The organism is Mesorhizobium sp. M1295 (assembly GCF_040318135.1).
GTDB lineage: Bacteria > Pseudomonadota > Alphaproteobacteria > Rhizobiales > Rhizobiaceae > Mesorhizobium.
In genome coordinates this window covers 80,294-100,535 of sequence record NZ_JAMYLU010000003.1, presented here as the reverse complement: position 1 = coordinate 100,535, position 20,242 = coordinate 80,294, and the positions used below count along the sequence as shown (strand labels likewise).

Sequence of the window (20,242 nt, the reverse complement as noted above, 5' to 3'; positions counted from 1 at the left end):
GCGGAAGCCGCCTTTATCCGCGGCCGCTGAAAATGCGGCCGCGAAACGGCACGCCTCAGACGTACCGGTTGACGATGTTCTCGAGCAGTTCCTGGCGGCCGGATCGGGGCTGCGGCTCGATCTTCTCCTTGACGACGCGATCAGTAATTTCCTCCAGCGTGCGCTTGCCGGCAAGCATCGCCTTGGCCTCGGCCGAATCCCAGCCGGCATAGCGCTCGGCGAGCGGCGCCGACAGCGCCTTGTCCTCGACCATGCGTGCCGCTGCCTTGAGGCCTCGAGCGCAGCAATCCATGCCGCCGATATGACCGATCAGCAGATCCTGCGGATCGAGCGACTGGCGCCTGAGCTTGGCGTCGAAATTGGTGCCGCCGGTCTTGAAGCCGCCCGCCTGCAGTACGTGATAATAGGCGAGCGCCATCTCCGGTACATTGTTTGGGAACTGGTCGGTGTCCCAGCCCGATTGGTAGTCGTTGCGGTTCATGTCGATCGAGCCGAAAATGCCGAGCGCATTGGCCAGCGCCAGTTCATGCTCGAACGAATGGCCGGCCAGGATGGCGTGGCCTTGCTCGATGTTGAGCTTGACCTCGTTCTCCAGTCCGAAACGCTTGAGGAAGCCATAGACGGTGGCGACGTCGTAATCATACTGGTGCTTGGTCGGTTCCTGAGGCTTCGGCTCGATCAGGATGGTGCCTTCGAAGCCGATCCTGTGCTTGTAGTCGACGACCAGATTGAGAAAGCGGCCGGCCTGTTCCTGCTCGCGGGCAAGGTCGGTGTTGAGCAGCGTCTCATAGCCCTCGCGGCCGCCCCACAGCACGTAGTTCTCGCCGTTCAGCCGCTTGGTGATGTCGATGCAGTGTTTCACCGTCGCGGCCGAATAGGCAAAGACGTCCGGATCGGGATTGGTGGCGGCGCCCGACATGAAGCGGCGGTTGGAGAACAGGTTGGCCGTGCCCCACAACAGCTTGACGCCAGTCTGCTTCATCTTTCCCGAGAAATAATCGGCGATCTCGTCGAGCCGCGCCGCACTTTCGGAAAAGTCCCGGCCCTCCGGCCGCACATCGGCATCGTGGAAGCAGAAATAAGGCGCGCCCAGCAGCGAAAACATCTCGAAGGCGACGTCGGCCTTGAGCTTGGCCAGCTCCATCGTGTCGGTACCGCCGGCCTTGGGGAACCACGGCCGGTCAAACGTCTGGCCGCCGAACGGATCGCCGCCTGGCCAGGCAAAGGAATGCCAGTAGGCGACGGCAAAGCGCAGATGGTCTTCCAGCCGCTTGCCGGCGACGATCTCGTCGGGATTGTAGAACCGGTAGGCCAGCGGATTGGTCGAATCCGGTCCCTCATATTTGATCTGTTGGATGTCGCCGAAAAAACCGCTGGTCATGTTCTTTTCCTCTCGCATGGTTCGGCCTGATTACCTCAAGCGTAATTGGTTTCGCGCTGGCGTTGGTCGAAAAGGCTCATGTCAAGAGCATCCAACGAAGGAGACAGACCATGACCGACCTCAACACCATTGCCGAAAACTACATCGCCGCCTGGAACGAGAGTGACGCCGCGCGCAGGAAAGCCTTGCTCAAGACGACCTTCACCGAGGATGTCGGCTACCGCGATCCGATCATGCAGGGCGACGGCCATGACGGCATCGCCGCGCTGATCGAAGGCGTGCAGCAGCGCTTTGCCGGCTTCAGGTTCTCGCTGAAAGGCGAGCCGGACGGCTTCGCTGACGCCATCCGCTTTTCGTGGAACCTTGGGCCGGACGGCACCGAGCCCGTCATCGAAGGCACCGATATCGGCATCATCGAAAATGGCCGGCTGAAAAGCGTCACCGGCTTTCTCGACAAGGTGCCGGCGCAGTGAGGAAATCTCGGCAAAGTGGGGGCCAAGCACCCCCCTCTGCCCTACCGGGCATCTCCCCCTCAAGGGGGGAGATTGGCTGGCCTTTCCGCCTTCGCCAATCACCGATCTTGCAAGACTGGCATAGCCGTCGACGCTGCCGATCTCCCCCCTTGAGGGGGAGATGCCAAGTGGTGGCAAAGAGGGCAGGCCAGAGGGGGGTAAGCGCCAGCTCACGCGGTTACAGCCCTGATCGCCGGGTAAAGCTGGCGGTAGCGCTGATAGGCCTGCGCATAGGCGTCGCCGAGGGCGGCGACCGGCTCGACCGTGGCGTCCGTCGCCGGCGCCGTGCACACGGCGCGCGGATCGGCAGCGGTCGCCGCGATCAGGCCAAGCCGGGCCGCACCGAACGCGGCGCCGAAATCGCCCTCGGCGGGAATATCGATGGGCAGGCCAAGCGCGGTGGCGATGGCCTTCAACCAGTAGCGCGAACGCGAGCCGCCGCCGATCGCCGTCACCCGGGTCAGCGTCGTGCCGGCCTTGGCCAGAGCTTCCAGGCTGTCGCGGAAAGCGAAAGCGACGCCTTCGAGCACGGCCTGGGTCAGCGCCGCGCGGCCGGATTCGTGTGCAAGCCCCGTAAACGCGCCGCGAATGGCGGAATCATTGTGCGGCGTCCGTTCGCCTGAGAGATAGGGCAGGAAGGAGACACCGGTCGGCGCCTGCAGCGCATCGCCGAGTTCGGCGGTCAACTCGCCAGCACCTTTGCCCGCGATTGCCGATAGCCAGTTGAGCGAATCGGTTGCCGACAGGATGACGCCCATCTGATGCCAGGTGCCGGGCAGGGCATGGCAGAATGTATGCACGGCGCTTTCCGGGTTGGGCAGATAGGCCGCGTTGGCGGCAAAAAGCACGCCGGATGTGCCGAGTGAGACGAAAGCCTGGCTGGCGCCGACCGTGCCCATGCCGCAGGCCGAGGCTGCGTTGTCGCCGGCGCCGCCGGCGATCGGGATGCCCGCCTGCATACCCCATTTCGTAGCCAGTTCGCTGCGCAAGGTACCGGCCTTTGCCGTGCCTTCGACCAATGACGGCATCTGCCTTTCGTCGAGCGACGTGGCGGCGAGCAGTTCGGCGGACCAGGCTCGTTTGCCGACGTCGAGCCACGACGTGCCAGCCGAATCCGACATTTCCGAAATATGCTCGCCGGCGAGCCAGAGCCGCAAAAAGTCCTTCGGCAGCAGGACCTTTGCCACCTTGGCGAAAACAGCCGGTTCGTTGTTTTTCACCCAGGCGAGCTTTGGCGCGGTGAAGCCGGGAAAGACGATGTTGCCGGTCAGCTTGCGAAAGCGCGGGTCGGCGTCGAGTGCGGCCGCCTCGGCGTGGCTGCGTGTGTCGTTCCACAGGATGCAGGGGCGCAGCACCTGGTCGGCGGCGTCGAGCAGGGTGGCGCCATGCATATGGCCGGAAAGGCCGATGCCTTTGACCGCCGCGAGCTCCTTCGCATGCGCGGATCGCAGCTCGGCGATCGCCGCTTCGCAGGCGCGGATCCACTCAGCCGGGTTCTGCTCGGACCAGCCGGGATGCGGGCGCGACACGTCGAGCGGCGCATGGCCGGAACCGACGATGCTCTGCCTTGCATCGATCAGCAGCGCCTTGACGCCCGACGTGCCGAGATCGAGGCCGAGATACATGTTTCCTCCCATGTCCGTCAGGCCTGGCGGCGACGGTCTTTCTTGCTCCCCGCCTCTGCCTGCGACAGAGGCGGCGAAGATATCCCGGCAATCGTGCCGCCGGACAAGCGCTCCGGTCAACACGCGAAGATTTTTTCGACACTCGAAAAAATCTTGCCGGGGCAGTTTTTAAGGCAAGATTTAGTCTTGGTCAATTCGCCGCGAGAGCGGTTGCGCGCCGTGAAAACAGTGCCGATAGCGGGCTGTCCGGCCGTGCCAGCGCGCGTTCCGCCGCAAGCGCCCGCGCCAGCGCGCCATCACCGGAACGCAATGCCGCTTCGATCAGCGTCAGGTCGATGACGTCGCGTTGGGCGTGGCTGCCGCCGAAGCGATGGGCGATCGCCCGGATCGGCCGGATCAGGCGGATCGTCCCGGCATAATTACCGTCGCCGAATGCCTTGATGGCGAGCGTCAGGGGATGGCCGACATCCCTGGTGAAACCAGCGTTGTCGTCTTTGCCCTGCATCGCCTCGCGCTGCGCCTCGAGCAAGCCGCGGGCCGGCGCTTCGAGGCCGGCGCCGACAAACGCCATCATTGCGTGGGCGTCGTTGAAGGCATAATGGCCGGCGCTGGCCTTGGGCAACCAGTTGGCGGCCAGCGCCGTCCAGCGGTCGCCGACATCGACGCCGCCGAGATGCAGGCGCCACAGGATCGCCGAGGCATCGACCATGTTGAGCGCCAGCGTCGAGCGCTCGCCATAGATCGGCCCGTCGTAGAGCGCCAGCACGTCGTCGGTCTCGCCGAGGTCGTAATGGAACAGCGCCAGATGCCACCAATTGTGCACCTGCAGAAAGCTTTCCCGCGTCCACGCTTCGGGGTTGGCGCGCATCCACAGAATGCCGTCCTTCTGCCGGCTCTGCATCTCCATGACGTGGGCGACGGCATGCTGGGCCCAGCCGTCGCGCGGCTCGATATCGACCGCCGTGCGGCCAAGTTTTTCGGCGCGCGCGTAGTCGCCCATTTCCTCCAGCCCAAAGGCCTGCATGCCGAGTATGGCGTGGTAGCCCGGCATGCCGCTCTGCCAGGACGGCAGCGCGCGGCCGATGCGGTCGCGCAGCATGCGGGCGTTGCCGGTGAAGAAGTCGATCTGGTGGCCGGTCTGCAGCGCCAGCGCATCGAGCGGGAACTCGATGGCGATATCCTCCAGCACGCGGGCGGCCTCGTGCCAGCGGCCCTCCGCAAGGTGGCCAAGCGCGGCGACATGCGCCTGCTCGCGCGTCGTCGCGGCAAGCGGCAGCGCTGCCTCGTGACATGCCTTGGCCACCGCCGTCGCTTCACGCTCGGTGGCGAGGCCAAAGAGATAACCCTTGAACACATGCGCCATGACGAAGCCGGGATCTTCGGCGATTGCCCGGTCAACGGAACCGACAGGATCGCCGATGAAGCACTGCAATTCGCGCACAGCCTGGCTGTAGGACGAAAACCCGGCCTCCGTCGCGCCAGACAGCGCTAGGCCAAATGCATCCCTGACCGCCATGGCTTGTCCTCAGTTGCCCGAGCGCATCGCCACCGTGGCGATGCCGGCGCCGACCAGCAGCGTGCCGCCGGTGCGGTTGAAGATGCGGATCGCCTTTGGATTGCGCACGACGTTGCGCGCCCTTGCGGCGATCAGCGCATAACCGAAGGCATTGGCGAAGGCGAGCGCCAGGAAGGTCGTCTCGAAGATCAGCATCTGTGTCCAGAAATCCGCATGCCGGTCGAGGAACTGCGGCAGGAAGGCGACGAAAAAGGTGATGCTTTTCGGATTGAGCGCGGTAACCAGCCAGGCATGTGCCGTCATCTTGGCCGATGACACCGCATCGGTGCGCGGTTCGGCCCGCAGCGCGCCGCCGGCGCGAAACAGCTTTATGCCGAGATAGATCAGATAGCCGGCGCCGATCACCTTCAGCACGGTGAATACGGTCGCCGACGCCGCCAGCAGCGCGCCGATGCCCAGCATCGACAGTGTCATTGCGGTGAAGTCGCCGAGCGCCACGCCGACTGCCATCGGCAGCGCGGTGCGCCAGCCCTGGCCGAGCGCATAGGACACCACCAGCAGGATGGTCGGGCCCGGAATGACCAGAAGGACTGCCGAGGCGGCGGCAAATGCGGCCCAGTTTTCGAAGGACATTTTCTTCTCCTTGAGCTCAAAGAAGAGGATAAATCCTTGGCCTCGCGAAGATGTAAAGAGGCAAAAACCGAAAAAGCCCCTCGTTAACGGCAGATGGCTGGCCTTCACGCTTTTTCAACCATGATTGGTGAAAATGCCTGCTATCCGGCCGGACCGTGTTTCCCGCCGATAGCGTAGGGTTTGGGTAAATGCGTGAGTTGCCGCACGGTCTGTCGCTGCCGCATAATGGCGACGCAATCGAAACCGAAATACAGCTTTCCCGCCGCACGGTGCTGTCCGGCGCCGGTGCGCTGGCGCTGCTCGGCGTCGCCGGCTGCAGCCAGACGCTGGATCTGCCGTCGCTCCAGCTCGACGACGTCACCACCGGCTCGATCCGGCCCGTGCGTCCGAGGATCAGCGTCGACAAGAACATCACCAGCCCCGACGTGATGTACGCTTCGCTCACCGACGGTGGCTTCAATGTGCCGGAGGTGCCCTACCTCAAGGTCAAGCCGGAGTTCCGCCGCCAGATTGTCGTCGATCCGACCGGCGAGCAACCCGGCACGATCGTCGTGCATTCGCAAGAGCGGCTGCTCTATCTGGTGCAGCCCGGCGGCGAAGCGATCCGTTACGGCGTCGGCATCGGCAAGGACGGATTCCGCTGGTCGGGCCGCGCCAACATCCAGTACGGCAAGGAATGGCCGGTCTGGACCCCACCGCCCGAGATGATCGCCCGCAAGCCGGAACTGGTGAAATGGCAAAGCGGACAGCCGGGCGGCCTCGACAATCCGCTCGGCGCGCGTGCCCTCTACATCTATCAGAACGGCAGCGACACCGGCTATCGCATCCACGGCTCGCCCGAATGGCGTAGCATCGGCCAGGCGATGTCGTCGGGCTGCGTACGCCTGATCAACCAGGACATCATCGATCTCTACAGCCGCGTCTCCAAGAAGAATCCGGTCGTCGTCGTCTGACCGGCGGCTTCGCTTTCAGCGATCACTCTGCCGTTGCGCGATGCCGCAAGACAGGCGAATGTGCCTGCGATTTTCATCGCCCGGGAGACGTGAACAATGGCCGGAACTTTTGTCATCGCGCAAGGCGGCGGCCCAACCGCCGTCATCAACCAGACGGTGGTCGGCGCCGCGCTCGAAATCCGCAAGCGGCATCCCGGCGCCAAGGTGCTGGGATCCATCCACGGCGTGCGTGGCATTCGTGACGGCAATTACGTCGATCTTTCCGCCATCCCCGAGGACCGTTTGCGGCTGATCGCGGCGACGCCGAGCGCCGCGCTTGGTTCGACGCGCGACAAGCCGGATGCCGCCTATTGCGACCTCATCCTCAACGGCTTGAAGAAAGCCGGCGCCGACGCCTTCATCTACATCGGCGGCAACGACACGTCGGGCACGCAGCAGATCCTGACCGACGCCGCCGGCGGCAAGATCGCCTTCGTGCATGCGCCGAAAACCATCGACAACGATCTCGAGGAGAACGACCACACGCCCGGCTTCATGTCGGCGGCCGAGTTCGTCGCCGGGGCGTTTCTTTCGGTCGATCTCGATTTCCGTGCTTTGCCGGGCATCTATGTCGGCATCGTCATGGGGCGGCACGCCGGTTTCCTGACGGCCGCGTCCGCGGCATGGCAGCTCGATCAGGACAGCGGCCCGCATCTCGTCTACGTGCCGGAGCGGCCGTTCTCGGCGGCCGGCTTCATCGACGACGTGCGCGCCACGCTCGACCGCCACAAGCGCTGCATCGTTGCCGTCTCCGAAGGCGTCAGCACCGCCGACGGCAAGGCGCTGGTCGAAAGCCTGGTGCCGCCGGAAAGGCTGGAGCGCGACCAGCACGGCAACGTCAAGCTGTCGGGCAGCGACCTGCCGGCAGCCTTGGAGCGCGCGCTGGCCGAGGGATTGCCGGGCAAGCGGGCGCGCGTCGATGCGCTCGGCTACATGCCGCGCGGCTATGTCGGCGCCATCAGCGCGGTGGACGCGCAGGAGGCCTTCGACGCCGGCGCCTTCGCGGTCACGGTCGCCGACGAGGGCGGCGGTTCGGTGGCGCTGCAATATGACGGCAAGAAAACCGTGCTGAAGAAGGTGCCGCTGAAGAACGTCGCCGGCAAGACGCGCCATATGCCGGATGATTTCATGCTGCCCGATGTCAACCGGCTGTCCGATGCGGGGATGGCCTATCTGAAGCGGCTGGTCCCGCAAAAATACAAGGTCGGCAAGCCGTTCGTCTGATGCCGGCCTTGATCTGATGGACAACTGGTTCAGCAAAACCATCGTCGACGCAGAGACGACCATGCTGACCGAGCCCTTCGTGCATGAATTCGTGCGCGCCAACATCTGGCATTTGCGCGGCCGCGACGTCGACCTGCTGGTCGACACCGGCATGGGGATCTGCCCACTGGCGCCGCAGATCGACACGCCGGCCGGCAAGGCGCTGCTCGTCGTCGCCACGCATATCCATCTCGATCATGTCGGCTCGCTGCACGAGTTTCCGTTGCGGGCAGGGCCGCGCCACAGCGCCGCGCAGTTCGGCAGCATGGATGAAGCGATTACCTACGCCTACATGTTCCATGACCTGGAAGGGGCTGTCTCCAGGCTGCCGGCGGAGGGCTGGAAAGCCGCCGATTACAGGATTCCGCCGGCGCCGCTGACTAGGACCCTGGACGAGGGCGATAGGGTCGACCTCGGCGACCGCCAATTCCGCGTCCTGCATCTGCCCGGCCACTCTCCTGATTCGATCGCGCTGTTCGACGAGGCCGACGGCCTGTTCTTCGCCGGCGACGCCATCTACGACGCCACGCTGATCGACGACCTGCCGGATTCGGATCGTGCCGCCTACCGCCACACGATGCAGCGGCTGCTCGAGCTGCCGATCCGCATCGGCCATGGCGGTCATGGACCGAGCTTCGACGGCAGGCGGATGCGCGAGATCGCCTCGGCGTATCTCAGGCGAACGGACGGGACAGCGGCATAGGAAGCCTCGGCAGGGGCGGTGAGGGGCGGCACAACCTGAGGCGATTTTTCTTGGGTAGCTATTTTGTTCTTGCTTTGTGCCGGCAGCTATGCTAGTAATTTGGGTATGGTGCTGATTTGCCCCAACGACCCGCCGCAAGGCGGGTTTTTGTTTTCGGCTTTCGGCGCCAGCCCGGCAAGGCGGCTGCCAGCCGGAAATTAAATCTTCGTAATATTATCTGGAAACCACGATCGGCGCCCTAGATGCGGGGCTGTCGATTCGGTCGGCCGCCGTGCCAGGCGAGACAGGCAAGGCCGACACGCCGATGGAGCGTTCCGGTGACGGAACGCTGCGGCGCCCGATCAATCTCTCGCCCGGACAACGGCCATGTCACCAATCCAGACCCTTCGCAGACATCGCGTCGCCGCTTTGCTGGGCGCCGCGCTGATCGTCAGCCCCTTCGCCCTGCCTCTCGCTCCCAGGCTGAATGATGTCCTGGCGGCAACAGTGACGCCACCTGTCACCGGCATGACCGCTCCCAGCGGTTCGTTCGCTCCGGTCGTGGCGGCCGACAAACCGGCAGTGGTGACCATCACGACGGTCATGAAAGCCCAACAGCCGGACACCACGAGCGATGGCTCTCCCTTTGGCGGAACCTCGCCTTTCGACGATTATTTCCGCCATTTCTTCGATGACCAGGGACAGCCCGCCCCCAAGACGCCGCCGGAACAGGCGCCGCGCACCGAGGCCCTCGGCTCAGGCTTCATCGTCGGCGCCAACGGCACCATCGTCACCAACAATCACGTCGTCGACGGCGCCCAGTCGATCAAGGTGACGCTCGACGACGGCACCGAGCTTCCCGCCAAATTGATCGGCCATGACGCCAAGAACGATCTTGCCGTGCTCGAGGTCAAAGCCGGCAAGCCCTTGCCGACCGTCAAATGGGGCGATTCCGACAAGCTCATGCCGGGCGATCAGGTGCTCGCCTTCGGCAATCCTTTCGGCCTTGGCACCACCGTCACGGCCGGCATCGTCTCGGCGCGCGGCCGCGACCTGCACAGCGGGCCGTTTGACGATTTCATCCAGATCGACGCACCGATCAACCGGGGCAATTCCGGCGGCCCGCTGACGGATGTGAACGGCAATGTCGTCGGCATCAACACGGCGATCTTTTCGCCGAATGGCGGCAGCGTCGGCGTCGGCTTCGCCATCCCCTCGGACCAGGCGCAAAAGGTCGTCGCCAAGCTGATGAAGGGCGGCTCCATCCAGTACGGCTATCTCGGCGTCCAGATCCAGCCGGTGACGCCTGATATGGCGAGCGCCATCGGCCTCGATCACCCCGCCGGCGTGCTGGTCGCGCAGGTCAGCGACGGATCGCCGGCCGCCAAGGCCGGCATCGAGACCGGCGATGTCATTACCAGCTTCGCCGGCCAGGACATAAAGGATCCAAGGGACCTGTCACGCGCCGTCGCCGACATTGCGCCCGGCACGAGGGAAGCGCTCAATGTCTGGCGCAAGGGGAAGGGCCTGCAGATCTCCGTCGAGATCGGGCGCAACGAAGACGATATGGCGACGGGATCGGTGGCCGGCGATCAGGGTCAGCCGTCGACGGGGCAGGGCCTTCGCGCACCGACGCTCGGTCTCGGCCTGATGGACGTCACCCCGGATGTGCGCCAGGCAATGAACCTGGCAGGCAACCAGCACGGCGCACTGGTCGAGCGCGTCGACCCGAACAAGGCGGCATCGGCTTCCGGCATTCAGCCCGGCGACATCATCGTCGCCGTCGACCAGCATCCGGTGAGGAGCGCCAGGCAGGCTAACCAGGCGATTTCTCAGGCTGCCAAATCCGGCAAGAAATCGGTGCTGCTGCTTGTCGAGCGCGGCGACGCCCAGATGTTTGTCGCCGTGCCCTTTGCCAGTGGCTGAGGCACGCGCCGCGCTGCCAAGATCGACGTAGAGCACTGCCGCCAGGCCGAGCCAAGATTTCGGTTGCCCGCGGGCGCGTCTTCGAGAAAACTGACAAGGGTCGATTGGACCTTGCGCAAATGGATATTCTCGATGGTTACCCGAGGCTTCTCTTCCGGACGAAAGCCCCCGACGGATACGAATGCACGTATCCCGCCGGGGCAGTATCTCGAGCAAGGTTTCCCGGTCCTGTCGGCCGGCCCGACGCCGCATGTGCGCACCGAGGATTGGTCGTTCACGCTTAAGCACGGGCCGCGGCCGATCAAGAAGTGGAACTGGGCCGAGTTCAATGCGCTGTCCTTGACCAAGATGACGCGCGACATCCATTGCGTGACCGCATGGACCAAGTTCGACACCGCGTGGCAGGGCGTGCTGGTCGATGACATCCTTGCCGACGCCGGCATCGAGCCGCCCACCGCCTTCACGCTGGCGCTGGGTTTCGACGGCTATTCCACCAACGTGCCGACGAAGGATCTCACCGGCGGCAAGGCGATGGTGGCACTGCTTTACGAGGGCAAGCCGATCACCCCCGATCATGGCGGGCCGGCGCGGCTGCTCGTTCCACATCTCTATTTCTGGAAATCGGCCAAATGGCTGAACGGGCTGCAGTTCACCGAGCGTGACGAGCCGGGTTTCTGGGAGCTGCGAGGCTATCATATCTATGGCGACCCGTGGCGCGAACAGCGCTACACGAACGATCCATGAGCGACGCACCGGCGGCGCAGTCGCCCTGGCAGACAGTCACCATCACCCGCATCCAAAAGCGCACGCCGCGCGTCACCAGCTTTTTCCTACAGCCATCGCGGCCCTTCGCTTACCGTGCCGGACAGCATGTCGACGTCAGGCTGACAGCGCCTGACGGCTATCAGGCGCGCCGCTCCTATTCCATCGCCTCGGCACCGGAGACCGGCGAGACCATCGAGCTGGCGATTGAAAAACTCGAGGACGGCGAGGTCTCGCCGTTCTTTCACGAGATCGCGGCGGTGGGCGACGACGTCGAATTGCGCGGGCCGCTCGGCGGCCATTTCGTCTGGTCCGACAGCGATGGCGGACCGCTCTTGCTCGTCGGCGGCGGGTCGGGCGTGGTGCCGCTGATGTCAATGGTCCGTCACCGGGCGATGCGGGAGTCGCTGGTCGCCGCCGCGCTGGTGTTTTCCGCGCGGGTCTGGGACGAGGTGATCTTTCGCGACGAGTTGATCGACCTCGCCGAGCGCCGGGATGGCTTCGACCTGGTGCTGACGCTGACGCGCGAGCCGGCCCGCCGTCCGGCGGATTATGCGCGGCGGATCGACGCCGCGATGATGGTGCAAGCCATGACGAGGCTGCCCGCGCCGCCGAAGCTGGCCTTCGTCTGCGGCTCGAACGCATTCGTGACGGCCGCCGCCGAGGCACTGATCGATGCCGGCGTCCCGGCGGCACTCATCCGCACCGAACGCTACGGGGTCTGACCCGGTTCTGCTTGCCCGTTGCAGTCTTCGCTGCCCGGCATAAACAGGCCGAAAACAGGTAGAACGGCAAGGTCGCGTTTGGCTGAAATGGTTAACGATTCGACAAACAACCCCTGCTGCTACTTTTATCGGTTTAAAAAATCGAACCGAACGGTTCGTTTCTGTTGACAATGCGTGCAGGACGCTGTGAACGCTGCCTCTCCAAGCCACCTTGCAGCCAGACCGATGCTATGGGCTATCTACTTGATATTTAGCAATAAAATTGTGGCGGAGGGAATCTCTGGCACAATTTCAAGGTGTAGATTCTTGGTCCACACCAAACAACTTCGTGATTGGAAACTGGCCATTGGCTTTCCCACATCGGGGCTGTCCGGACGACGCGAATTCCTCCCAAGACACGCCGCTCGCCGGACGGAAAAACTGAGATACTGGAGTACTAAAATGAAAAAGATCGCTCTTGCCGCCGTCGCCGTTTTGGCCATCACCGGCAGCGCCTTCGCTGGCAGCGACAACTTTGGTTCCAAGGGTGCGAACCAGCCTGCCGCTTCGGTCGACAGCTCGTACACGGCTTCCATTCAGAAGCCGGCTCATGCTGACGAGCAGCCTGTCCAGGGCGCCGACCGTAACCTCTTCGGCAACAACTAACAGCCGATCCCAGCATCAGGGCGGCGGGCATTATCCGCCGCCTGGGACCCGAGAAATTCAGGAGTATTAAAATGAAAAAGATCGTTCTTGCTGCCGCCGCCGTTCTGGCCATCACCGGCAGCGCTTTCGCCGCTAGCGACAATTATGGTTCCAACGGTGCCAACCAGCCTGCGCCTTTCGTCGATAGCTCGTACACGGCTTCCGTCAAGACGTCGGACCATGCTGAAAAGCAGCCGGTCGTCCAGGGCGCCGACCGCAACCTCTTCGGCAACAACTAATAGCCGATCCCAGCATCAAAGCGGCGGGTGAGCCCGCCGCTTGATTCGAAAATCCAGGAGTACCCAAATGAAAAAGATTGTTCTTACTGCCGCCGCTCTCTTGATTGCCGCCGGCAGCGCCTATGCCCGCAACGACAATGTTGGCGGGACCGACATCAACAAGCAGTCGACCGTCAACGTCGACAAGACGCAGACGTTTTCGGTACGTGACACCAATTCGCCGATCTACAAACTGCTGAATTCGTCTGGCGATGTGCCCAAGTCCGCGCCTCAGGGCGCCGACCGCAACCTCTTCGGTAACAACTAACAGCCGAACTGGAATTCCAAACAAGAGCGGCGGGCCATGCCCGCCGCTCTTGTCTTTGCATGGCGGAAAAACGCCTGCTTCAAGCCGCCTTTGCTTCTGCTTCATGGAGCGCGAAAGAGCGCCCGTCGGCGTCGAAAATATGCAGGTCGCCTGCGTCCGCCGTCAGCCGCAGCGTCGCTCCGCGCTTGACCTCGACATTGCCCGGCAGCTTGGTCACCAGCGGCAGGTCGGCGCGGCCGATGTCGACATAGACGAGTTGGACCTCGCCGAGCTGCTCGACATAATCGACCGTCCCTTCGAACAAATAGTCGGCGCCGGTGGCAATCATCAGATCCTCCGGCCGCACCCCGAAGCTCACCGCAGCGCCTTTCGCCGAGGCAGGCGTTGCGATCGGCACCGTTGCCTTGCGGCCGCCGACATGGCTGACGAGCGTCGGGTTGCCGGTCTTGTCGATCGTTGCCGGCAAGATGTTCATCGCCGGCGAGCCGATGAACTGGGCGACGAACAGATTGCCGGGCCGCTTGTAGAGCTCCATCGGCGTGCCGACCTGTTCGATATGGCCTTCCTTCAGAACCACGATGCGGTCGGCCAGCGTCATCGCCTCGACCTGGTCGTGGGTGACGTAGATCATCGTTGTGGCCGGCATCGATTCCTTGAGCTTGGCGATCTCGATGCGGGTAGCGACGCGCAGCGCCGCGTCGAGGTTGGACAGCGGCTCGTCGAACAGGAAGACCTTGGGATTGCGCACGATGGCGCGGCCGATAGCGACGCGCTGGCGCTGGCCGCCCGACATCGCCTTGGGCAGACGGTCGAGATATTTGGTCAGCTGCAGGATCTCGGCCGCCTGGCGCACCCGCTTGTCGATCTCGGCCTTGCTTTCCTTGCCGATCTTCATCGAGAACGCCATGTTGTCGTAGACGGTCATGTGCGGATAGAGCGCATAGGACTGGAACACCATGGCGATGCCGCGCTTCGACGGCGGCACGTCGTTGACGATTTCGCCGTCTATCTTGAGCTCGCCCGAGGTGATCTCCTCCAGCCCGGCGATGCAGCGCAGCAAGGTCGACTTGCCGCAACCAGACGGACCGACGAAGACGATGAATTCGCCCGACTTTATGTCGAGGTCGACGCCGTGCAGAATGTTGAGATTGCCGTATGATTTCTTCACTTGCCTTAGCGTGACATCGGCCATGGTACCCTCCAGTTCTTCCTTGAATTCAGTCGATACGCCCGAACCAGGCGCCGTAGCCGCCCAGGCGGATAGTGCCGGCGTCAGTCTGTCCCGAAAACCCGTGCCCCGGCAAGGGCTGCAGTGAGCGGCCGCCAAGATCGACCTCGGCCGGCTTTGCGCCGAGATTGAAGGCGCAGACGATCTGCTCGTTGCCTTCGCGGCGCGTGAAGGCGACGGTGTCGTCGTCGCTTTCGATGAACTCGATATCACCCTTGGCCAGTGCCGGATGAGCGCGGCGGAAAGCCAGGAAGCGCCGGTAGTGCTCGAGCAGCGAGCCGTCGTCGCCCTGCTGCACATTGACCGCTTGCGCAAGATGCTTGCTGGGCACCGGCAGCCAGGGCTTTGCCGTCGAGAAGCCGCCATTGCGGGCAGCGCCGTCCCAAACCATCGGCGTGCGGCAGCCATCGCGGCCCTTGAATTCCGGCCAGAAGCGGATGCCGTATGGGTCCTGCAGATATTCAAAGCTGAGCTCGGCCTCGCTAAGCCCGAGTTCCTCGCCCTGATAGATGCAGACCGAGCCACGCAACGACATCAGCAGCGCCGAGATGACCTTGAGGTAGGCGGTCGGGTCGGGCTCGCCGGCAGCCCAGCGCGAGGCAGGGCGCATCACGTCATGGTTGGAGAAGGCCCAGCACGACCAGCCGTCGCTGGCCACCTTGCCGAAGGTTTCCAGCACCGAGCGCACCTTTGCCGCGCTGATCTTCTCCGGCGCCAGGAAGTCGAAGGAGTAGCACATGTGCACGCGCTTGCCGCCGGCCGTATAGGCCGCCACTACTTCCAGCCCACGCTGCGAATCGCCGACTTCGCCAACCGCGGCCGTCGCCGGATATTCGTCGAGCAGGGCGCGGAAGCGTTCGAGGAAGCCGAGGTTTTCAGGCCGGCTCTTGTCGTAGAGATGGTCCTGGTAGTTGTAGGGGTTGACGGCCGGCGCCGTCTGGTCGTTGCGCTGCTCGGGCGGCAGCGGCGGATTGTCTTCCAGCCCTTGGCTGTGGAAGTAGAAATTGATGGTATCGAGGCGAAAGCCATCGACGCCGCGCTCCAGCCAGAAGCGGGTGACATCGAGCAGCGCGTCCTGGACCGCGCGGCTGTGGAAATTGAGGTCGGGCTGCTCGGCCAGGAAATTATGCAGGTAATATTGCTGGCGGCTGGTGTCCCACTGCCAGGCCGAGCCGCCGAAGATCGACAGCCAGTTGTTGGGCGGCGTGCCGTCCGGTTTGGCATCCGCCCAGACATACCAGTCGGCTTTTGGATTGCTGCGGCTCGAACGGCTTTCCTTGAACCATGGATGGATGTCGGCGGTGTGCGACAGCACCTCGTCGATCATCACCTTGAGGCCAAGCCGATGCGCCTCGGCGGTCAGCGCGTCGAAGTCGGCGAGCGTCCCGAACATCGGATCGACGTCGCAATAATCCGACACGTCGTAGCCAAAATCCTTCATCGGCGATTTGAAGAATGGCGAGATCCAGATGGCGTCGACACCGAGCGAGGCGATATAGGGCAGCCGGCCGATGATGCCCCTGAGGTCGCCGATGCCGTCGCCGTTCGAATCCTGGTAGCTGCGCGGGTAGATCTGGTAGATCACGGCACCTCGCCACCAGTCGCGATCGATCGCGAGATCGGGCTTCGGGGTCGCCTTCAAAGCGGATTGCATGATCTCAACCTCCTTTCACCGAGCCGGCAAGCAGCCCGCGGACGAAATAACGCTGCAGCGAGAAGAACACGATCAGCGGCACGATGATGGTGACGAAGGCCGATGTCGTCAGGATCTCCCAGTCGCCGCCGCGCGAACCGAGCAACGCATTGAGCTTGGCGGTCAGCACGATCTGGTCGCCCTCGGTACCGAGGAAAACCATCGCCACCAGCAGATCGTTCCACACCCAGAGAAACTGGAAGATGGCGAACGAGGCCAGCACCGGGAACGACAATGGCAGCACGATCTTGACGAAGATCTCGAAATCGCTGGCGCCATCGATGCGCGCCGATTCCATGATCTCGCGTGGCAGGCCGGCGATATAGCTCCTCAACAGATAGATGGCGAAGGGCAGGCCGAAGCCGGTATGTGCCAGCCAGATGCCGAGATAGGTTTTCGACGGCACGCCGAAGAAACTGCCGACGCCGTTGTAGAGCTTCAACAGCGGGATCAGCGACATCTGCAGCGGCACGACCAGGAGGCCGATGATGACGGCGATGAGCAGCGCCCGGCCGGGAAAGCGCATCCACGCCAAAGCGTAGGCGGCGAACGCGGCGATCAGGATCGGGATCACGGTCGCCGGAATGGTGACGGTCAGCGAATTCATGAAGGAGCGGCCGATGCCTTCCGAAAACAGCACCGTGTCGTAGTTGTCGGTGGTGAATTTCGGCGGCGCCGACGAGGCGTAATAGACGCGCTGGCCGCGTTCGCTTTCGAAAGCCTTCGGCGAGGTCATGACGAAACTGCCGTCGGCATTGAGCTGCAGGGTCACGCCGTCGCCGAGATCGGCTGTCGTGCCGGCGGGATATTGCGTCGGTGCGGCCGACTTGACGCCGAAGGCGCTGATGTTGCGGGCAGGACCGTCGCCGAAGATATTGCCTTGCAGGACGAACTTGCCGTCCTTCTCGACCTGCGCCGAAGCGGGCGGCAGCCGTCCGGCTTCCGTCTGGCTGGAACTGGTGAACGAGTTCCACCAGCCCGAAGCGATGATCTGGTCCTTGTCGCGCAGCGACGAGACCAGGATGCCGAGCGTCGGGATCGTCCAGATCGCAACGAAGATGAAGACGGCGATATGGACGCCGAAACGGCTGACAAAGGACTTTCCGGTCGCCACGGCCATCTCAATGTCCCTCCGTCTCTTTGTTCGCCTGGCGGATGTTCCAGACCATGATCGGAATGACCGCGATCATGATGATGATGGCGATGGTGGCGCCGCGGCCGAAATCGCCGCCGCCGCGGAACATCCAGTCGAACATCAGATTGGCCAGCACCTGGCTGTTCCACTGGCCGTTGGTCATGGTCAGCACGATGTCGAAAACCTTCAGCACCAGGATGGTGATGGTGGTCCAGACGACGGCGATGGTGCCCCAGATCTGCGGCACCATGATCTTCCAGAAGATCTGGAAAGGATTGGCGCCGTCGATGACGGCGGCTTCCAGCGTCTCTTCCGGAATGCCGCGCAAGGCCGACGACAGGATGACCATGGCAAAGCCGGTCTGGATCCAGATCAGGATGATCATCAGGAAGAAGTTGTTCCAGAACGGCAGCGATATCCAGACCTGCGGCTGGCCGCCGAAATACTGGATGATGGCGTTGAGCAGGCCGATCTGCGTCTGGCCGTCGCCGCGGTACTCGTAGATGAATTTCCAGATGACGCTGGCGCCGACGAAGGAGATGGCCAGCGGCAGGAAGATCAGGCTCTTGGCGATGGTGCCCCACCAGATCTTGTCGGTGAGCACGGCGATGATCAGCCCGAGGAAGGTGCAGGCGGCCGGCACCACTGCCAGCCAGATGATGTTGTTGAGGATCGAGTTGCGGAACTCGCGGTCGCCGAACGCCCATTGATAGTTGGCCAAGCCGACGAAATGGCCACCGCCGCGATCGAGGAACGACAGCCTCAGCGTCTCCACCACCGGGTAGATCAGGTAGATGGTGAGGATGATCATCGCCGGCCCGACGAACAGCCACGGCCGGATCACCCCCTGCCGCCGCAGATTGTTAATCGCCGCCTTGCCGGAAACGCCGCGTGCCGGAAAGATCGTATCGAGTGCCTTGTTGGCGCCCCAGAAATAGGCGACGCCGCCGCCCACGCCGATGATGATGACGAATATCGCCGAAAAAATCTGAGCCGCCATGGGTCCCTCCCCCTGCGCACGGATCCGCCAGTCGAGAATGGCTTTGGCGACGGGATCATGCGCCGATTCAGTTGTCTGGAGCGCGACCAGCCGAAAAGCAGGTCACTGGGCGCGCATCATGCCGGAATGCGTTGTGCTCACGACAATCGACGCGACGCCAAGCACCGGATAAGGTCCGGGCCGTTTGAGGCCCGGACCGCATCACATTGGGAACGCAAGCCGGCCGCTTACTTGATCGCGTCCCAGCTTTTCTGGATATCGGTGGCGACGTCCTGGGCGGACTTGCCGCCGACCAGGTCGATCATGCCGGTCCAGAAGGCGCCGGCGCCGATCTTGCCCGGCATCAGGTCGGACCCATCGAAGCGGAAGGTCGAGGCGTTGGCCAGGATTTCGCCCTGCTTCTTCAGCGCGTCGCTGGCATAGGCGTCCTTGTTGACCGACTTGAACGGCGTCACGAAGCCACCCTGCGCCATCCAGATCTCATGAGCGAGCGGCAGCTTCAGGAATTCGATGAACGCGCGGGCACTCTTGCTATCCTTGGTGATCATGGCGAGCGTGCCGGCGCCCAGCACCGGAGTGCCGAGATCGGGCTTGGAGGCGTAGGGCGGGTAATAGAAGAAGTCGGCATCCTCGCCGATCTTGGTGCCTTGCGGGAAGAAGGTCGGGATGAATGATGCCTGGTGGTGCAGATAGCATTTTGGCGGCACCGAGAAGAGGCCCTTCGGGCTGTCGCGGAAATCGGTCGCCGCAACCGCCTTTGCACCGCCCTCGACCATTTTGTCGTCGGTCGCGATCTTGCCGAAAATGTCGATGGCGTTGACCACGGCCGGATCGTTGAACGGAATTTCGTTCTTCACCCATTTGTCGTAGGTCTCGGGCGTCTGGGTGCGCAGCATGATGTCTTCGACCCAGTCGGTCGCAGGCCAGCCGGTGGCGCCGCCCGAACCAAGCCCGATGCACCATGGCGTGCCGCCGTCGGCGATGATCTTCTTTTCGAGCTCGGCAAGCTCTTCCTGCGTCTTCGGCACCTTGTAGCCGGCTTCCTCGAAATTATCCGGCGAGTACCAGACTAGCGATTTCACGTCGGCCTTGTAGGGGAACGCGAAGAAACCGGGCTTGCCGTCCTTGTCCTTGAAGGTGCCGAGGTCGACCCAGGATTGGCCGGCGCCGTAATTGTCCTTGACCCAGGTGGCGGTGTCGTCGCCGAGCGGCGTCAAAAGCCCCTTCGATGCCAGATCCTGGATCAGACCCGGCTGCGGCAGCACGGCGATGTTGGGCGGGCTGCCGGCCTGCGTGTCGATGACGATCTGCTGCTCGTAATTCTCCGACGAGGAGTACTTGATCTCGGCGCCGGTGGCTTCGGAGAAATAATCGAGAACGGTGCGGACAAGCCCTTCGTCCTCGCCGCGCCACGGTCCGAAGATCGTCAGCGTCTCGCCCTTGAGGTCGACCTTCTTGAGCTCCTCGTAGTTGGCCCAGTTGAAACGGGGATCTTCGCCCGGCTTGAACTTCAGTTCGGCTTGCGCCGGCATGGCCAGGGCGAGCGTGGCAAACGCAGCGCCCAGCAGAAGCATTTTCTTCATCGGTATTCCCTCCCAGTGGTGACAAACACCGAACGAAACCTCCATTCCGTCCGGCGGCGCTGCAGGACTGTGACTCAGTCGGAAAGGAACTGCAAGCTTTCGTAGAGTCTTCCAAAGCGCTTTGGTGATTTTGATCACGCCACTGAATTGATCCGGAGTCAAGAGAAAGCCACGCTAATCGATTTGATTTCTGCGGCCGAGTGCCAGCGAAAGTGCGCTGCAGCACAGTTTTCTGGCGGTGCAGCAGCAAATTCGGCTTCAAACCGGTCTGAACCGTGCGTATGGTCATTGCGCTCGGCAAGGCGGTTCGTAGCGGCCAGCTCGATTCAGATTAAAAGCGCTTTGAGGTTTTGGAG

The 20,242-nt window shown here is 63.2% G+C and carries 19 protein-coding genes; 10 read left to right on the top strand and 9 right to left on the bottom strand.

The genetic code is table 11. The features are described from left to right. Positions 1–55: 55 nt before the first annotated feature. Positions 56–1,381, bottom strand: a complete 1,326-nt coding sequence (gene xylA, locus NKH29_RS05755) for a xylose isomerase (protein WP_352817107.1) — start codon at positions 1,379–1,381, stop codon at positions 56–58. A 110-nt stretch (positions 1,382–1,491) separates the two neighbouring features. On the opposite strand from xylA, the gene NKH29_RS05750 reads away from it, so the two are divergent. After that, positions 1,492–1,854 carry a nuclear transport factor 2 family protein gene (locus NKH29_RS05750; protein ID WP_352484709.1) on the top strand — a complete coding sequence of 121 codons (363 nt, stop codon included), beginning with the start codon at positions 1,492–1,494 and terminating at the stop codon, positions 1,852–1,854. 209 nt (positions 1,855–2,063) lie between these two features. Here NKH29_RS05750 and xylB read toward each other — a convergent pair whose 3' ends face one another. From xylB to NKH29_RS05735, 3 genes are all read right to left on the bottom strand, one after another. After that, positions 2,064–3,518, bottom strand: coding sequence for a xylulokinase (gene xylB / locus NKH29_RS05745; RefSeq protein ID WP_352817110.1), 1,455 nt, complete (start codon positions 3,516–3,518; stop codon positions 2,064–2,066). Between the two features lie 190 nt (positions 3,519–3,708). Next, a complete protein-coding gene (locus tag NKH29_RS05740; protein WP_352817113.1) occupies positions 3,709–5,034 on the bottom strand; it encodes a tetratricopeptide repeat protein in 1,326 nt (441 codons plus the stop codon). Between the two features lie 9 nt (positions 5,035–5,043). Then, positions 5,044–5,667 (bottom strand): LysE family translocator, encoded by a 624-nt coding sequence (locus NKH29_RS05735; RefSeq protein WP_023718327.1) that lies wholly within the window; start codon positions 5,665–5,667, stop codon positions 5,044–5,046. A gap of 188 nt (positions 5,668–5,855) precedes the next feature. Here NKH29_RS05735 and NKH29_RS05730 point away from each other — a divergent pair, with 188 nt between their 5' ends. The 9 genes from NKH29_RS05730 (at position 5,856) to NKH29_RS05690 (ending at position 13,247) form a co-directional block, all read left to right on the top strand. Beyond that, positions 5,856–6,620: a L,D-transpeptidase gene (locus tag NKH29_RS05730; protein WP_352999188.1), complete on the top strand. Its 765-nt coding sequence runs from the start codon at positions 5,856–5,858 to the stop codon at positions 6,618–6,620. Positions 6,621–6,716: 96 nt separating this feature from the next. Continuing rightward, positions 6,717–7,883, top strand: coding sequence for a diphosphate--fructose-6-phosphate 1-phosphotransferase (locus NKH29_RS05725; RefSeq protein ID WP_352451606.1), 1,167 nt, complete (start codon positions 6,717–6,719; stop codon positions 7,881–7,883). A 16-nt stretch (positions 7,884–7,899) separates the two neighbouring features. Beyond that, the gene (locus NKH29_RS05720; protein WP_352999187.1) at positions 7,900–8,625 is read left to right on the top strand and encodes an MBL fold metallo-hydrolase; all 726 of its coding nucleotides are present in this window, start codon (positions 7,900–7,902) and stop codon (positions 8,623–8,625) included. 366 nt (positions 8,626–8,991) lie between these two features. Then, a complete protein-coding gene (locus NKH29_RS05715; RefSeq protein WP_023718332.1) occupies positions 8,992–10,530 on the top strand; it encodes a DegQ family serine endoprotease in 1,539 nt (512 codons plus the stop codon). 132 nt (positions 10,531–10,662) lie between these two features. After that, on the top strand, positions 10,663–11,274 hold the full coding sequence (locus NKH29_RS05710; RefSeq protein ID WP_352817125.1) for a molybdopterin-dependent oxidoreductase: 612 nt from the start codon (positions 10,663–10,665) through the stop codon (positions 11,272–11,274). Beyond that, positions 11,271–12,017, top strand: coding sequence for an FAD-binding oxidoreductase (locus NKH29_RS05705; protein WP_352495224.1), 747 nt, complete (start codon positions 11,271–11,273; stop codon positions 12,015–12,017). Before NKH29_RS05710 ends, NKH29_RS05705 begins: the two co-directional genes overlap by 4 nt. 441 nt (positions 12,018–12,458) lie before the next feature. Beyond that, positions 12,459–12,662 carry a DUF680 domain-containing protein gene (locus NKH29_RS05700; RefSeq protein WP_023718335.1) on the top strand — a complete coding sequence of 68 codons (204 nt, stop codon included), beginning with the start codon at positions 12,459–12,461 and terminating at the stop codon, positions 12,660–12,662. 71 nt (positions 12,663–12,733) lie between these two features. Continuing rightward, complete coding sequence (locus tag NKH29_RS05695; protein ID WP_352495223.1) at positions 12,734–12,940, top strand: DUF680 domain-containing protein; 207 nt, start codon at positions 12,734–12,736, stop codon at positions 12,938–12,940. Between the two features lie 67 nt (positions 12,941–13,007). After that, a complete protein-coding gene (locus NKH29_RS05690) occupies positions 13,008–13,247 on the top strand; it encodes a DUF680 domain-containing protein (RefSeq protein WP_352495222.1) in 240 nt (79 codons plus the stop codon). Between the two features lie 79 nt (positions 13,248–13,326). Here NKH29_RS05690 and NKH29_RS05685 read toward each other — a convergent pair whose 3' ends face one another. The 5 genes from NKH29_RS05685 to NKH29_RS05665 form a co-directional block, all read right to left on the bottom strand. Then, positions 13,327–14,439 carry an ABC transporter ATP-binding protein gene (locus NKH29_RS05685; RefSeq protein WP_023718338.1) on the bottom strand — a complete coding sequence of 371 codons (1,113 nt, stop codon included), beginning with the start codon at positions 14,437–14,439 and terminating at the stop codon, positions 13,327–13,329. A gap of 25 nt (positions 14,440–14,464) precedes the next feature. Then, on the bottom strand, positions 14,465–16,129 hold the full coding sequence (bglA, locus tag NKH29_RS05680; RefSeq protein WP_352999185.1) for a beta-galactosidase BglA: 1,665 nt from the start codon (positions 16,127–16,129) through the stop codon (positions 14,465–14,467). 4 nt (positions 16,130–16,133) lie between these two features. Further along, positions 16,134–17,288: a carbohydrate ABC transporter permease gene (locus NKH29_RS05675; RefSeq protein ID WP_023718340.1), complete on the bottom strand. Its 1,155-nt coding sequence runs from the start codon at positions 17,286–17,288 to the stop codon at positions 16,134–16,136. A 1-nt stretch (position 17,289) separates the two neighbouring features. After that, positions 17,290–18,303 (bottom strand): carbohydrate ABC transporter permease, encoded by a 1,014-nt coding sequence (locus NKH29_RS05670; RefSeq protein WP_352999183.1) that lies wholly within the window; start codon positions 18,301–18,303, stop codon positions 17,290–17,292. Between the two features lie 227 nt (positions 18,304–18,530). Then, positions 18,531–19,886, bottom strand: coding sequence for an ABC transporter substrate-binding protein (locus NKH29_RS05665; RefSeq protein ID WP_352495220.1), 1,356 nt, complete (start codon positions 19,884–19,886; stop codon positions 18,531–18,533). Positions 19,887–20,242: the final 356 nt, after the last annotated feature.

What these genes read in the sequence shown, in the direction of transcription:
- NKH29_RS05740 (WP_352817113.1), bottom strand. Translation starts at nt 5,034, where the DNA reads ATGGCGGTCAGGGATGCATTTGGCCTAGCGCTGTCTGGCGCGACGGAG.
- NKH29_RS05700 (WP_023718335.1), top strand. Translation starts at nt 12,459, where the DNA reads ATGAAAAAGATCGCTCTTGCCGCCGTCGCCGTTTTGGCCATCACCGGC.
- NKH29_RS05665 (WP_352495220.1), bottom strand. Translation starts at nt 19,886, where the DNA reads ATGAAGAAAATGCTTCTGCTGGGCGCTGCGTTTGCCACGCTCGCCCTG.
- xylA (WP_352817107.1), bottom strand. Translation starts at nt 1,381, where the DNA reads ATGACCAGCGGTTTTTTCGGCGACATCCAACAGATCAAATATGAGGGA.
- bglA (WP_352999185.1), bottom strand. Translation starts at nt 16,129, where the DNA reads ATGCAATCCGCTTTGAAGGCGACCCCGAAGCCCGATCTCGCGATCGAT.
- NKH29_RS05685 (WP_023718338.1), bottom strand. Translation starts at nt 14,439, where the DNA reads ATGGCCGATGTCACGCTAAGGCAAGTGAAGAAATCATACGGCAATCTC.
- NKH29_RS05710 (WP_352817125.1), top strand. Translation starts at nt 10,663, where the DNA reads ATGGTTACCCGAGGCTTCTCTTCCGGACGAAAGCCCCCGACGGATACG.
- NKH29_RS05720 (WP_352999187.1), top strand. Translation starts at nt 7,900, where the DNA reads ATGGACAACTGGTTCAGCAAAACCATCGTCGACGCAGAGACGACCATG.
- NKH29_RS05695 (WP_352495223.1), top strand. Translation starts at nt 12,734, where the DNA reads ATGAAAAAGATCGTTCTTGCTGCCGCCGCCGTTCTGGCCATCACCGGC.
- NKH29_RS05675 (WP_023718340.1), bottom strand. Translation starts at nt 17,288, where the DNA reads ATGGCCGTGGCGACCGGAAAGTCCTTTGTCAGCCGTTTCGGCGTCCAT.
- xylB (WP_352817110.1), bottom strand. Translation starts at nt 3,518, where the DNA reads ATGTATCTCGGCCTCGATCTCGGCACGTCGGGCGTCAAGGCGCTGCTG.
- NKH29_RS05730 (WP_352999188.1), top strand. Translation starts at nt 5,856, where the DNA reads ATGCGTGAGTTGCCGCACGGTCTGTCGCTGCCGCATAATGGCGACGCA.
- NKH29_RS05750 (WP_352484709.1), top strand. Translation starts at nt 1,492, where the DNA reads ATGACCGACCTCAACACCATTGCCGAAAACTACATCGCCGCCTGGAAC.
- NKH29_RS05735 (WP_023718327.1), bottom strand. Translation starts at nt 5,667, where the DNA reads ATGTCCTTCGAAAACTGGGCCGCATTTGCCGCCGCCTCGGCAGTCCTT.
- NKH29_RS05715 (WP_023718332.1), top strand. Translation starts at nt 8,992, where the DNA reads ATGTCACCAATCCAGACCCTTCGCAGACATCGCGTCGCCGCTTTGCTG.
- NKH29_RS05725 (WP_352451606.1), top strand. Translation starts at nt 6,717, where the DNA reads ATGGCCGGAACTTTTGTCATCGCGCAAGGCGGCGGCCCAACCGCCGTC.
- NKH29_RS05705 (WP_352495224.1), top strand. Translation starts at nt 11,271, where the DNA reads ATGAGCGACGCACCGGCGGCGCAGTCGCCCTGGCAGACAGTCACCATC.
- NKH29_RS05670 (WP_352999183.1), bottom strand. Translation starts at nt 18,303, where the DNA reads ATGGCGGCTCAGATTTTTTCGGCGATATTCGTCATCATCATCGGCGTG.
- NKH29_RS05690 (WP_352495222.1), top strand. Translation starts at nt 13,008, where the DNA reads ATGAAAAAGATTGTTCTTACTGCCGCCGCTCTCTTGATTGCCGCCGGC.